This is a genomic window from Alteromonas sp., from assembly GCF_984505615.1.
The window spans coordinates 21,482-35,656 of sequence record NZ_CFHOXV010000029.1 but is presented as its reverse complement, the minus strand read 5'-3'; the positions used below and the strand labels follow the sequence as shown (position 1 = coordinate 35,656).

The 14,175-nt window shown below is 46.7% G+C and carries 11 protein-coding genes; 1 reads left to right on the top strand and 10 read right to left on the bottom strand.

Going from position 1 to position 14,175, the window contains the following annotated elements; all coding sequences use genetic code 11:
• Nucleotides 1–6: 6 nt before the first annotated feature.
• The 10 genes from pyrF to gyrA form a co-directional block, all read right to left on the bottom strand.
• The gene (pyrF, locus tag AC4PME_RS14715; RefSeq protein WP_119501425.1) at nucleotides 7–699 is read right to left on the bottom strand and encodes an orotidine-5'-phosphate decarboxylase; all 693 of its coding nucleotides are present in this window, start codon (nucleotides 697–699) and stop codon (nucleotides 7–9) included.
• Between the two features lie 7 nt (nucleotides 700–706).
• The gene (gene lapB, locus AC4PME_RS14710) at nucleotides 707–1,876 is read right to left on the bottom strand and encodes a lipopolysaccharide assembly protein LapB (RefSeq protein ID WP_119501426.1); all 1,170 of its coding nucleotides are present in this window, start codon (nucleotides 1,874–1,876) and stop codon (nucleotides 707–709) included.
• Nucleotides 1,877–1,879: 3 nt separating this feature from the next.
• A complete protein-coding gene (locus AC4PME_RS14705; RefSeq protein ID WP_232373348.1) occupies nucleotides 1,880–2,137 on the bottom strand; it encodes a lipopolysaccharide assembly protein LapA domain-containing protein in 258 nt (85 codons plus the stop codon).
• 80 nt (nucleotides 2,138–2,217) lie between these two features.
• Complete coding sequence (locus AC4PME_RS14700; protein ID WP_491045452.1) at nucleotides 2,218–4,557, bottom strand: PilZ domain-containing protein; 2,340 nt, start codon at nucleotides 4,555–4,557, stop codon at nucleotides 2,218–2,220.
• 179 nt (nucleotides 4,558–4,736) lie between these two features.
• Nucleotides 4,737–5,024, bottom strand: a complete 288-nt coding sequence (ihfB, locus tag AC4PME_RS14695) for an integration host factor subunit beta (protein WP_119501429.1) — start codon at nucleotides 5,022–5,024, stop codon at nucleotides 4,737–4,739.
• Between the two features lie 76 nt (nucleotides 5,025–5,100).
• Nucleotides 5,101–6,771, bottom strand: a complete 1,671-nt coding sequence (rpsA, locus tag AC4PME_RS14690) for a 30S ribosomal protein S1 (RefSeq protein ID WP_119501430.1) — start codon at nucleotides 6,769–6,771, stop codon at nucleotides 5,101–5,103.
• Between the two features lie 129 nt (nucleotides 6,772–6,900).
• Nucleotides 6,901–7,575 carry a (d)CMP kinase gene (cmk, locus tag AC4PME_RS14685; protein WP_119501431.1) on the bottom strand — a complete coding sequence of 225 codons (675 nt, stop codon included), beginning with the start codon at nucleotides 7,573–7,575 and terminating at the stop codon, nucleotides 6,901–6,903.
• 138 nt (nucleotides 7,576–7,713) lie between these two features.
• A complete protein-coding gene (gene aroA / locus AC4PME_RS14680; RefSeq protein WP_491045458.1) occupies nucleotides 7,714–8,994 on the bottom strand; it encodes a 3-phosphoshikimate 1-carboxyvinyltransferase in 1,281 nt (426 codons plus the stop codon).
• Nucleotides 8,995–8,998: 4 nt separating this feature from the next.
• On the bottom strand, nucleotides 8,999–10,084 hold the full coding sequence (gene serC, locus AC4PME_RS14675; RefSeq protein ID WP_474844244.1) for a 3-phosphoserine/phosphohydroxythreonine transaminase: 1,086 nt from the start codon (nucleotides 10,082–10,084) through the stop codon (nucleotides 8,999–9,001).
• A 90-nt stretch (nucleotides 10,085–10,174) separates the two neighbouring features.
• Entirely contained in the window at nucleotides 10,175–12,868 is a 2,694-nt protein-coding gene (gyrA, locus tag AC4PME_RS14670) for a DNA topoisomerase (ATP-hydrolyzing) subunit A (RefSeq protein WP_491045451.1), read from the bottom strand.
• A 290-nt stretch (nucleotides 12,869–13,158) separates the two neighbouring features.
• Here gyrA and ubiG point away from each other — a divergent pair, with 290 nt between their 5' ends.
• Nucleotides 13,159–13,863 (top strand): bifunctional 2-polyprenyl-6-hydroxyphenol methylase/3-demethylubiquinol 3-O-methyltransferase UbiG, encoded by a 705-nt coding sequence (gene ubiG / locus AC4PME_RS14665; RefSeq protein ID WP_491045450.1) that lies wholly within the window; start codon nucleotides 13,159–13,161, stop codon nucleotides 13,861–13,863.
• Nucleotides 13,864–14,175 lie beyond the last annotated feature (312 nt).

Below are 14,175 nucleotides of genomic sequence, written 5' to 3'. Positions count from 1 at the left end.
CTTACCTCACAGAGAGGCATTCACTTCTTTGAGGACGCTGAGCGGATCAGCAGCCTGCGTAATAGGGCGCCCCATTACCAGATAACTGACACCGGCGTTCATCGCATCAACCGGTGTCATCACACGCTTCTGATCTCCAACGTCACTGCCTGCCGGACGAATACCAGGCGTTACCAGCAAGAATGGCGCCTTCATAGTTTTACGAAGCAATACCGCTTCCTGCGCTGAACATACAACACCGTCCAGACCAGCTTCAAAAGTTAGTGCAGCCAGCTTCTCTACCTGTTGTGCCGGCGTCACACCGGGAACAACCCGTTGTAACTGAGCTTCGTCCATACTGGTCAGCACGGTGACGGCAATCAGCTTTGTTTCGGGATGTGAACTGGACTCAATAGCCAGTTTCGCTGCCTTCATCATTTCTGCGCCGCCGGAAGCATGAACGTTCACCATCCACACACCCAGCTCAGCAGCCGCTTTACAGGCTTTCGCTACGGTATTGGGTATATCGTGAAACTTGAGGTCGAGAAAAATATCAAACCCCATATTAACCAGTGTTTTAACAAACTCAGGCCCGAACAGGGTGAACATTTCTTTTCCGACTTTCAGGCGGCATATTGCAGGGTCTAACTGCGAAACAAACGCCAGAGCGGTGTCTTTGTTATCATAATCCAGGGCAACAATGACTTTAGGATCTTGCATGAGGAATTTATTCTCCGTCTAAGCCTTTAATGGGTTTAACAACATTCCATTTTTTACAGGATGGACATAGCCAGTACAGTTTTCTTCCGGAAAACCCGCAACTGGTACAACGGTATTTCGGACGCTGCTTCATTTGCTCTTCAACAAGTCCTTTCAGTAACCGCAGACTGTTTGCAGATGCTTCATCGTTAAGCTGGTCAATGTACAAGCCCATGAGCGTCTTAAAGCCTTTCATGGTCGGGCGTTTGCGCAACTGATCGAGCAGGTAATCGGCAGCTTCCGTAGTTTTTCCCTGATGAATTTTTATATCTACCATAGCGAGATACGATGTGGCGCACTCCTGCCAGTGAGAAGACAACGCTTCTTCAAAGCCGTCCCAGTCTCCGGTTTCCTGTGCAATTGCTTCAAGTGCGGGGACCGCTTCACTGAACCAGTTGAGGTCGTGCTCTGCCACCTGTACAAAATACGCTTTCGCATCACCGAATCGCTTCTGGTCAAAAGCAATATGGCCAAGCATTAACCACGGGCGGACAGCATGCTCATCGGCATTAACCGCTTTTTGCAACAGAATAAGTGCTTCACCCTGCTGTCCGTTATCCTGCTCCAGTTGGGCCTGTTCACAGTAAAAATGAGCCAGACGCTCGCTAACATCATCACTGTCACCATGACATTCAACCATCTTTTCAGCCAGTTCGATGGCCCGTTCCCACTCTTTCGTGGTTTGATAGATGCTGAACAACTGTTGCTGGGCAACGAGATAATGCCTGTCACTGTTCATCAATTGCAAATAGGCACCTTCAGCCCGCTCCAGAAACCCTGCCTGCATATAATCGCGCCCGAGTTCTTTTAAGGCGTTTTCCTGCTGGTTAGATTGAATTTCTTCTCTGGAAACCAGGTTCTGGTGGATCTTGATAGCGCGGTCAATTTCTCCCCGGTGGCGAAAGAAATTCCCCATGGCAATATGGGTTTCAACCGTATCACTGTTCAGATTAATCATCTTAATCAGTGTATCAACGGCTTTATCAGGTTGATCGCTTAACAGGAAGTTAAGGCCGCGGTAATAGTGCCTGGACAGAATACTCGATTGTTTCCGTTGTGCCTGACGCACACTGTTACGGCCCATTATCCAGCCGTACCCGGCTGCCACAGGCAAAAGTAGAAACAACAGTTCGAGCATAAATTATTCTTTGATGGCTTTGCGTAAACGACTGCGGGTTGCAACCAGCTGTACGCGCAGACTTAACCAGCTCAACAACATGATGAGCAATCCGATGATAATACCGATACAGAGCGTAACAGCAATCAACGTAGACATGCGTATTTCTGCCTGTGCAATCAGGTAATTTACTGTCACTGATGCATCATTCTGCGACCCGATAGCAAATGCCAGTACGAGGAGAAACACAATAACAAGTAAGGTAACTATTCCTTTCAACACAAAGACCTTTGTTCTTTAACTCTCTGAGAGGATAGCAAATTGTGCGAAAACATGACATCAGAATCAGCAAAAAAGCCTTATCAGGCTGATTCGGCCTGGCTGGCCTTTGCTGTTTGTGGTTTTACCGGCCTGAGCCGGGCTCTCAGCACCGCCTGTTGCAGGACAGACTCACTGGTGAGATATAACACATGAGAATACGAAGATTGCATGACATTAAAACGGTCATACATGGGTTTATCAATGCGCGATAGTTGTGCCAGACGCTTTTTCGTCATTGGTGATGACTCTGACTGACAACGGACAACATCAATTTTGGTTACGCATAACTCAACTTTATCTTCCTGAATATGGTTATGCACATGCTTACGCATTGTTCCGTATAAGAAATCCGTTTCCGGAAGGTAAACAAGTTTGTTGTCTGACTTACGTACACAATGGACAACCGATACACCGGTAACAGCACCATGAAACATATCAACCAGCAATTTCGACTTCGGTTTTTGCGCATCTTTGTCGGCAAAGAATCCATGCATCGGGACCACATTTTCAATGGATGAAAACGGGTAGAGATCATCGCTGGCCGGGGTCTGATAAACCGTCTTTAACCGGTTAAGTAAATAACGGTTAGTAATACACAAAATACTCGCTGAAGGATGATGCCGCACCGCCAGTTCCCACAAGAACCGGTGAGTATTACGGTGTAAAAGATTGGTGTCTTTGTTTTTGAACCAGGCATAATTTTTATGCACAAATTGCAAAATGCCCGCTGCAATCGCATCCCGTTTTGAAGGCAACCGCAGTCTTACCTCTCTGGTCGCAGCAGAATATCCCACAATGTCATATTTTTGATTTTTAATCTTCAGCTCGGGGACAGAAACTTTAATTTCTTTTTCCGGCTTACTGAAAGGCTCAGACAAAACTATACGCATCCCCCTGGAAGAAATATCTTTCACCAGCACGGGACTTGAACTCAGCAAGCCACTTTTTACCGCCCCTTCTTTGTCGATAATATACCGAGCTTCGCTTCTGCGGTTCATGTCTTCATCAAATACCAGACTGAAGGGGTATTGGGCAGTATCTTCAAGTAATTCTTCAGGAATCGCCGGCATCGGACGTCTTTCCGTTACGGCAAGACCATGCAGTGAGGCGGACACATTCTTGCAAAAAAGAATATGAGAGATGCCGTCGAGTTCTTCGTAATCAGTCTGGATGAGGTCGTGAATGGCATAAGCCTTTTGCCTGTCATCGCGGGCGACTTCTGACAAGCGGCATTGCAGACAACACAAACTTTCGTTTTTATTGAGCAAGTGAATGACCGGTGCCAGTAACCCGGCTGATTCAAGCTCTCTTAACGTGGCCAGAATTCTGAACTCGCCCTTTTTCGTTTCAATAACGCCTGAAACAACAAAGGTTTCTTTGTATTTAAACAATTCTTTTAATATACGCGGAAACAGCTTCATGCTGGTCAACTGACGGATATTGGCAATACCGCCTGAATTTGATTCATTCACAGCGGTAAACAAGGCTGACAGCGGCTTAACGCCGTTATCAACCTTTTGAATAAACAAAGGTACCCAGGGACTGTTGTCAAGAACCCTGTCCCGTTCAAGATCCTGCATGGCTCTTTCACTTTCCAGTTCCCGCTGTAAAGGCTGCTGGAAAGATGCCATATCGATGTATTTCTGCAGGATTTTCGCTAAACGGGGATCAGTAGAAGGATGGAGCCTGAATTGTGTTTCGTATTTTTCAGTTTGCTTATTAAATTTGATGCCGCTGACAACGTATTTGATTGCCATGCCTTTAGGCAGCCCGGGCACTTCCGGAAACTGAAAATTAAACACTTCTTTTGCTGAGACTTTTGGGGGCCGCTTACTTTCCAGCGACATTGACTTATAACCCAAAGAAGAAATAGTACAGGTTTTGCCCTTTTCGAACTCCAGAGACGATACAGGGAAATTGGGTGCGATAGCTAAATCATTACCAAAATGAATATCGTCAAGAGACTGGGTTTCTACCGTAAATGCATCAACAATCTTTTTATAGTTTTCTTTCTTTAAATGGGCCTGGTAGAAATCAGAATTCGTGATGGTTTCAAATACACCAACAGTATATCTGTCCTGATAAAGCTGGGATTCAGTTTGCAGAATCCGTGCGCCAACTTTATCCAGACGCATTTCAACACCGAAATGAGAAAATTTGAAAACAGGGAATTCTGCGAAGGCGGAGTTATCAGCGGGCGCATCAGTGATGCACGTAAGCCTCATGACTTCGTCCTTGATGATCTTCCTGACATTGCCGGGCACCCTGCCCGTGAACTTGTTTAACCCTTCAAGCAAGCGGTTATCCTGCTCGTAAGGGATCAAAGCCCGTATCAATGGTTGATATTGTTTTATTATTTGTTGTTCTGTCGAGGCTGACATGATCTCAGCACATAGTATTAGTTAGCGCTTCACTAATATATAGGATATGTAAAGATGGTCAAGAATTAATCTCAGTGATTAGACTTCTTAGAAATTATGGTCTACGGGGTATAAATTTGACGGTGAAAAAGCAGTAAATTCGGGCAGAAAAAAAGCCGCTGATGCGGCTTTTTTTAAAATTAGTTTACGGCGCTGTCTACCCTTTCCCGTAATTCTTTACCGGGCTTAAAGTGAGGGACGTATTTACCGTCCAGCTTCACAGTATCACCAGTCTTGGGATTACGCCCGACACGTGGTGCACGGTAGTGAAGAGAAAAGCTACCAAAGCCCCGGATTTCAATACGTTCACCCTTTTGAAGGGTTTGCGCCATCTGTTCCAGGATTTCTTTTATCGCCAGCTCAAGATCTTTTGCCGGGATATGCCGCGCCTGATCCGCGAGCCGTTCAATTAGTTCCGACTTGGTCATTTAAAACCTCTCTCGTAAAAACGTTATTTTACAGCTACTACGGAACGGGTGTGGGTTTAGCACACCCGTATTTGCATTATTCGCCTTTAGCAGCTTTAAATGCTTCTGCCATCGCGTTAGCGAAGCCAGCGTCTTCCTGCTGGTTAACTTTGTCGATAGCTTCTTTTTCGTCAGCCTGATCTTTCGCTTTAACAGACAGGTTAACAGTGCGATTCTTACGGTCTACGCCCATAAATTTCGCTTCGATGCTTTCGCCAACGTTAACAACTTCAGAAGCGTCTTCTACGCGGTCACGTGACAAGTCAGCAACGCGGATGTAGCCTTCAACTTCTTCAGCCAGGTTAACAGTAACGCCTTTTGCGTCAACAGCAGTAACTGTACCGTTAACGATAGCACCTTTCTTGTTATCTGTCAGATACTTGTTGAAAGGATCTTCTTCGATTTGCTTAACGCCAAGAGAGATACGCTCACGCTCCGGGTCGACTTGCAGAACAACGGCAGAGATTTCGTCACCTTTTTTGTAGTCACGAACTGCGTCTTCGCCAGTTTTGTTCCAGCTGATGTCAGACAGGTGAACCAGACCGTCGATGCCACCGTCAAGGCCGATGAAGATACCGAAGTCAGTGATTGACTTGATCTTACCGGATACTTTGTCGCCTTTTTCGTGTGACTTGGCGAACTCTTCCCAAGGATTAGCTATGCACTGCTTCAGACCCAGAGAAATACGACGACGTTCTTCGTCGATTTCCAGAACCATAACTTCAACAGTGTCACCTAAGCTAACAACTTTAGATGGGTGGATGTTCTTGTTAGTCCAGTCCATTTCAGAAACGTGTACCAGACCTTCAACGCCGTCTTCGATTTCAACGAAGCAACCGTAGTCTGTCAGGTTAGTTACCTGACCAGAGATCTTAGTACCTTCAGGGTAACGCTGGGAAATGTCATGCCATGGATCGTTGCCCATTTGCTTCATGCCCAGAGAAACACGCTGCTTGTCTTTGTCGAACTTCAGAACTTTAACGTTGATTTCGTCACCAACATTAACGATTTCGCTTGGGTGCTTAACGCGCTTCCAGGCCATATCAGTGATGTGCAGAAGACCGTCTACGCCACCCAGATCAACGAACGCACCGTAATCAGTCAGGTTCTTAACGATACCCTTGATTTCGTGACCTTCTTCCAGGTTAGCCAGCAGAGTTTCACGTTCTGCACTGCTTTCTGCTTCGATAACCGCACGACGTGAAACAACAACGTTGTTACGCTTAGCATCCAGCTTGATTACTTTAAACTCAAGCTCTTTGCCTTCCAGGTGAGTAGTGTCGCGTACTGGACGTACGTCAACCAGAGAACCTGGCAGGAACGCGCGTACACTGTTAACTTCAACAGTGAAACCGCCTTTAACTTTACCGTTGATAACGCCTTTGATAGTGACTTTATCTTCGTAAGCTTTTTCCAGCTCAACCCATGCTTCGTGGCGCTTAGCTTTTTCACGTGACAGGATAGTTTCACCGAAACCATCTTCAACAGCGTCAAGTGCTACGTCTACAGAGTCGCCAACAGCGATTTCTAATTCGCCTTCAGCATTTTTGAATTGATCAGCTGGGATAGCACTTTCTGATTTCAAGCCTGCATCAACAAGAACGATGTCTTTGTCGATAGAAACAACGGTACCTTTTACAATTGAACCAGGGCGTGTTTCCAGTTCTTGTAAGCTTTCTTCAAAAAGTTGTGCAAAATTTTCAGTCATAAGTTCAGTAAATTTTAAAAGTTGACATCCACATTACAGTCCGGCTAACGTGGGGTTGCTAACAAAAGTCGTCACGTCCTGTGTCGACATATCAAAATAATGGAACGAAAAAAAGAGGCTGCGCTTAAATCAGCGAACCTTCGATCTCACAACTTCCATCGCTTTTTCAAACACCTGCGTAATATCCAGGTGAGTAGAATCTATTACTACCGCATCTTCAGCCGGTACCAGAGGGGCAACTGCCCGCTGCGTATCACGTTCATCACGTGCTTTGATATCGGTTAAAAGGCGCGCAATATTAACATCCATGCCCTTCTCTTTCAACTGGGCATATCGCCGTTCAGCTCTGGCTTCAGCGCTGGCTGTTAAAAACAGTTTTACAACCGCATCAGGAAACACCACCGTGCCCATGTCGCGGCCGTCAGCAACCAGACCGGGCGCCTGCTGAAAGGCACGCTGGCGACGCAATAATGCTTCACGAACCCTGGGTAACGCGGCTACCTGTGATGCTACAGCGCCTACCTGTTCAGTGCGGATGTCATCAGTCACATCTTCGCCTTCCAGAATAATGCGGTTAGCTTCGCCGTTTGTTTCAAAGCTGACATCCAGACCGGTTGCCAGCGGCACAACAGAAGCTTCATCATCCACGGGTAAATCGTGGTGTAATGCTGCAACAGCCAGAACGCGGTATATTGCGCCACTATCCAGAAAATGCCATTGAAGTTCTTTTGCAAGTAAACTGCTCAGGGTTCCTTTACCAGCTCCACTTGGTCCGTCAACCGTGACGACGGGGATCAGTTGCATACCTGCTCCACTTGTTAAAAGGTTATTAAATCGCGCGCAATTATACGCACCTTGGCATGATAAGCAATGCTGCCTGTAAGAACAGGCAGCATTGTTTTAACTTAGAAAGCTGTCATTTTCCTGACAGTTAGCGACAAATTAGTGACAGATTGTCGCGAAACGGGTGAAGTAGTCCGGGAAGGTTTTGGCTGTACAGCGCGGATCGTTAATAGTGACCGGTGTATCGCTAAGTGCGACAAGGGAGAAGCACATTGCCACACGGTGATCATTATACGTATCGATTTCAGCATGCTTCAGTGATTTCAAAGGTTGCACGGTGATGTAATCGTGTCCTTCGTCCACTTCGGCGCCCAATTTGCGTAACTCGGTAGCCATTGCATGCAGGCGATCTGTTTCTTTAACCCGCCAGTTGTAGATATTCCGGATAGACGTCGGCCCTTCAGCAAACAGCGCTGTGGTAGCAATAGTCATGGCCGCATCAGGAATATGATTCATATCCATATCCACACCTTTTAACGGTGCACCGGTAACGGTCACTGACTCATCCGCCCATTCAACTTTCGCACCCATCGCTTCAAGTACATCAGCAAAACGTACGTCACCCTGAATACTTTTACTACCGATGCCGGTAACCTTCACCGTGCCGCCTTTAATTGCAGCAGCAGCCAGGAAGTAAGAGGCCGAAGACGCATCACCTTCAACCATGAAACGACCCGGAGAAGTGTAAGTTTGATTTCCCCTAACCTCGAAGCTGGCGTAATCATTGTTGGTGACGACAATACCGAATTTGGCCATGGTATCCAGCGTAATATCGATGTAGGGTTTAGAAACCAGCTCACCCTTAATTTTTATCAGCGTATCAGAAGCAAATAACGGTGCAGCCATTAAAATTGCGGTCAGGAACTGACTGGATACACTGCCATCCACGCTAACTTCTTTGGCCGACAAGGGTTTACCGGCAATTTTAAGCGGCGGATAACCGGCATTTTTAAGATATGTGACATCAGCACCGGCTTCCAGCAATGCATCAACCAGATCGCCGATTGGACGCTCTTCCATACGCGGTTCGCCGGTCAGTGTAATCAGCACATCACTGGCAGCAAGGACAGCACATAACGGGCGCATTGCAGTTCCTGCATTGCCAAGAAATAATTCGGTTTCACCGGCAACGTTGAATTTTCCGCCAATACCGGTAACCGTACATTCAGTTTTATCTTCACTCAATGTGTAGGTCACACCCAGCTTTTCCAAGGCTACCAGCATGTGGCGGATATCATCACTGTCCAGCAAATTGGTCAGTGTTGTCTCACCTTTTGCCAGCGCTGCAAGTAACAGAGCACGGTTAGATAAACTCTTAGATCCCGGTACGTTGACTTCTCCGTCTACACGGGAAATTGGTTGTAATGTTAACTGCTCCACTGACTCACCCGTTTTGCTTTTCAAATTGCTGCATAAATTCAACCAGTGCCACAACACCTTCAACCGGCATTGCGTTGTAGATACTGGCGCGCATTCCGCCCACAGAGCGGTGCCCTTTCAACGCTTTCAGTCCGGCAGCTTCAGCCTGTTCTAAAAATGCCTGATTCAACCCGTCATCTGCCAGATGGAAAGGCACATTCATTTTAGAACGGTTGTCAGGATGCACCGGGTTTGAGTAGAAATCACTGTTATCAATAGCACTGTAAAGTAACGCCGCTTTCTCATCGTTGCGTTTTTGCATGGCGCTCAGGCCACCATTGTTCTTAAGCCATTTGAACACGAGACCCGCCAGATACCATGAGAAAGTGGGCGGTGTGTTATACATTGAATCGTGATTAGCCATTAACTCAAAATCGAAAATGGAAGGGGTTTCTTTACGCGCTTTACCGATAAGGTCGTCACGAACAATTAATACCGATAAACCGGAAGGACCGATATTTTTTTGTGCGCCGGCATAAATAATACCGTGTGCAGCCACATCCAGTGGTTGCGACAAAATACAAGAAGACATATCAGATACCAGCGGTACCTTACCAGCCTCTGGTAACCAGTCAAAAGCAATACCATCAACGGTTTCATTAGGGCAAAAATGCAGGTAAGCCGCATTCTGGTCAACATCGCCGGCATTGACTCTTGCGACTGATTTCAGTCCGTCAATCTCGATGGTTTCACCAATCACTTTGGCATTATTGTATTTAGATGCCTCAGCAACGGCCCCTTTCGACCAGGAGCCGGTAACCATGTGCAAAGATGTGTCACCGGTTTGAGAGATGTTCAGCGGCACAGAGGCAAACTGTCCGCGGCCACCACCATGGGCAAAAAGCACTTTATAATTGTCCGGTACGGCCAGTAAGTCGCGCAGGTCCTGCTCTGCTGTAGCGGCAACTTCAATAAAATCTTTGCCACGATGGCTGACTTCCATGACAGAGCAGCCTGAATCACGCCAGTTCAGAAATTCCGCCTGTGCCTGCTGCATGACCTCTGCAGGTAACATTGCAGGTCCTGCACTGAAGTTAAATACATTACTCATAGATTATTTCAACACCTGTAAACACAACAAGCGGCAAAAGCCGCTTGTTGAATAAGAGTTAAAACGCGCTGCAGTTAACAGCGCGCCGGCTTATTCTTCTGTCGTTGGCTTATCGCTGTCTGAGACAGCGGCATCATTGTTAGCAGATGCTTCTTCAGCGGTGTTTTCCCCGCCTTCTTCCAGTTCAAGTTCTTCGTCGATCACTTCTTCGATACGTTGAAGACCTACTACTTTCTCATCATCAGCAGTTCTGATAAGACGTACACCCTGGGTGTTACGGCCAACCGTAGACACTTCACCGACACGGGTACGTACCAGTGTGCCCATGTTGCTGATAAGCATGATTTCGTCGGTTTCATCAACCTGTACAGCGCCGACAACTTTACCGTTACGTTCTGATACTTTGATAGACACCACGCCCTGAGTCGCACGACTCTTAGCCGGGTAATCTTCAAGCGGCGTACGTTTACCATAACCATTTTCAGTCGCAGTAAGGATGGCGCCGTCACCACGGGGAACAATCAGAGATACAACTCGCTGACCTTCCTGCAGTTTAATACCGCGAACACCCGTTGCTGTTCTGCCCATAGGACGCAGAGCCTGCAACTCTTCACCGGTTTCCGGATCACGTTTCACTTCACCTGTTTCTGAGTCGCGCAGTTTTTCGTTAAAACGAACCACTTTACCTTCGTCAGAGAACAGCATGATGTCGTCATCACCGTGGGTGATTGATACGCCAATCAGTTCATCGCCTTCATTAAGGTTGACGGCAATAATACCACTGGAGCGTGGTCTGGAGTACAGACTCAAATCAGTCTTTTTCACCGTACCGTTGGCTGTCGCCATGAGTACAAACTTGCCTTCTTCAAATTCTTTGATAGGCAGAATGGCAGTGATCCGCTCGTCATTTTCCAGCGGCAGAATATTCACAATCGGCTTACCACGGGCATTCCGGCTGGCAAATGGTAACTGATAAACCTTCAACCAGTACAGACGGCCACGGGTAGAGAAACACAGGATGTGGTCATGGGTATTCGCAACCAGCAGACGCTCAATGAAATCTTCATCTTTCATCTTCGTCGCTGACTTACCTTTACCACCACGGCGCTGTGCTTCATATTCAGTCAGTTTCTGATATTTCACATAGCCTTCGCGGGACAGCGTCACAACAACGTCTTCCTGCTCAATCAAATCTTCAATATCAATGTCATGACTTGCAGCCGTGATCTCTGTGCGACGTTCATCACCAAATTCATCACGAACTTTTTCGAGCTCTTCGCGAATCACTTCCATCAGACGCTCAGGGCTACGCAGAATGTGCAGCAACTCAGCGATGATGGCCAGTAGCTCTTTGTACTCATCAAGGATCTTTTCGTGCTCAAGACCTGTCAGTTTATGAAGACGCAGATCAAGGATGGCCTGTGCCTGTTGTTCTGTAAGGTAGTACTTGCCGTCACGGATACCAAATTCCGGCGTCAGCCAGTCCGGACGGGCAGCATCATCACCGGCACGCTCAAGCATGTCAGCAACATCACCCAGGTTCCAGCCCTGAGCAACCAAAGCCTTCTTAGCTTCAGAAGGACTCGGCGACGCTTTAATAAGCTCAATGATAGGATCGATGTTGGTCAGTGCAATGGCAAGACCTTCAAGGATATGGGCACGGTCCCGCGCTTTACGCAGTTCGTATACCGTACGGCGGGTAACCACTTCACGACGGTGAAGGATAAACGCCTCTAGCATTTCCTTGAGGTTAAATACTTTAGGCTGACCGTTATCCAGTGCCACCATATTAATACCGAATACTGTTTGTAGCTGGGTATTGGCATACAGGTGGTTAAGCAGTACTTCCGCCGACTCGTTGCGTTTTACTTCAACAACAATGCGCATACCGTCTTTGTCAGACTCATCACGCAGGGCAGAAATACCTTCGATACGTTTTTCTTTTACCAGTTCAGCGATCTTTTCAATCAGGCGGGCTTTGTTTACCTGATAAGGGATCTCGTTAACAATAATGGTTTCTTTACCATTACTGTCAGTTTCGATTTCCGCCTTGGCACGCAGATAGATTTTGCCACGACCGGTACGGTAAGCATCATCAATACCCTTACGTCCACTGATCATCGCCGCAGTAGGGAAATCCGGACCCGGAATATACTGCATCAGCTCTTCAATGGTAACGGCAGGATTCTCTATCATTGCGATACAGCCGTTAACCACTTCAGTGAGGTTGTGGGGCGGAATGTTTGTTGCCATACCAACGGCAATACCGGAAGAGCCGTTCACCAGCAGGTTCGGCACCTTGGTAGGTAAAACCTCAGGAATTTGCTCTGTACCGTCATAGTTAGGTACAAAATCCACGGTTTCTTTATCAAGATCCGCCAGTAACTCATGGGCAATTTTAGCCATACGTACTTCGGTATAACGCATGGCCGCGGCAGAGTCGCCGTCTACAGAACCGAAGTTACCCTGCCCGTCTACCAGCATGTAACGTAAAGAGAATGGCTGTGCCATACGTACGATGGTGTCGTATACCGCACTGTCACCATGAGGGTGATATTTACCGATAACATCACCCACCACACGGGCGGATTTCTTATACGGTTTATTGAAGTCGTTTTTGAGTTCGTTCATCGCGAAGAGTACGCGGCGGTGAACCGGCTTGAGGCCGTCCCTTACGTCAGGCAATGCGCGCCCGACAATAACGCTCATCGCATAATCAAGGTAGGAGTTTTTAAGCTCTTCCTCGATATTTATGGGGAGAATTTCTTTAGCGTTATCAGTCATAAACTGCTATGTCCCTTGATTCAAGTTCAAGCGTATCCAATGTCACGCACTTTTAAATGCAGCTAAGAACAGCGCTTTCTTATTATGGGTTTTACAAGTAATCATTGAGTGTATCACCGGATGACAGATTTATGTAGCGCTTAATACCCGCAAATGGGGCTGTTATTACCAACCGATTACTTTTCACGCAATTAATCCACTTTAATACACAAATCGTCCCTTTTACTGCTTTGATCATGTATCGTATTTATCAAAATCAATCTCCTCTATCTGATAATACGAGCACCAGTATGTCGAATGTCGATGAACAAGAAATTGCCAAATTCAGTGAACTGGCCTCCCGTTGGTGGGACACCGAAAGTGAATTCAAACCTCTGCATTTAATTAACCCGTTAAGGCTTGATTTTGTACAGCAGCACTGTGATGGTCTGTTTGAAAAGAAAGTGCTGGATATTGGTTGTGGCGGCGGCATTCTTGCAGAATCCATGGCTAAACTGGGTGCTGATGTTACCGGTATTGATTTGGCATCTGCTTCTTTAGAGGTTGCTAAACTTCATGGTCTCGAATCCGGTGTAAAAGTTGATTATCAGTGTGTTTCTGCAGAAGCCTTTGCAGAACAAAGACCCGGAGAGTTTGATGTGGTGACCTGTATGGAAATGCTCGAGCACGTTCCTGATCCAGCATCGATCATCGCTGCCTGCGCCAGGCTGGTTAAGCCCGGTGGCCATGTATTTCTGTCTACTTTAAACAGAAATGTGAAATCCTGGCTGATGGGCATCGTTGGTGCCGAATATATCCTCAAGCTGGTACCAAAAGGCACGCATCAGCATGCCCGTTTCATTAAGCCTTCAGAATTAATGGCAATGACCGATAAGGTTGATCTGTTTGCCAGAAACACCACAGGTCTGCATATGGATCCGCTAAGCCGCCAGTTCTACTTATCGGACAGAAACATCGATGTGAACTACATCGTCCATACGCAAAAAAGCCTGTAGCAAACACTATATATAGTATTTAAGAATAAATATTACGCTATATGTCGTATTTGTAACCAACCCGCTTTGAGCGATTAAAACTTTTTAACCGGCGATCAAAAAAAGTAAAAAATGGTTGCATCTGTCTGATTTGGCTTAGTCGTGCCGCTCATAGGTGAGTTACCACTAACCTTTTTCAGGGACCGTTTTGATCGCTGGATAAACCACCAGATATTGGGTTGCAAAACCACGCAAACCTCACTATCTTGTGTCTTGTCCGACGGGTGTTTTAGAACAATAAAGTAGTACAAAAACACGGGATCCCGCCAGGCA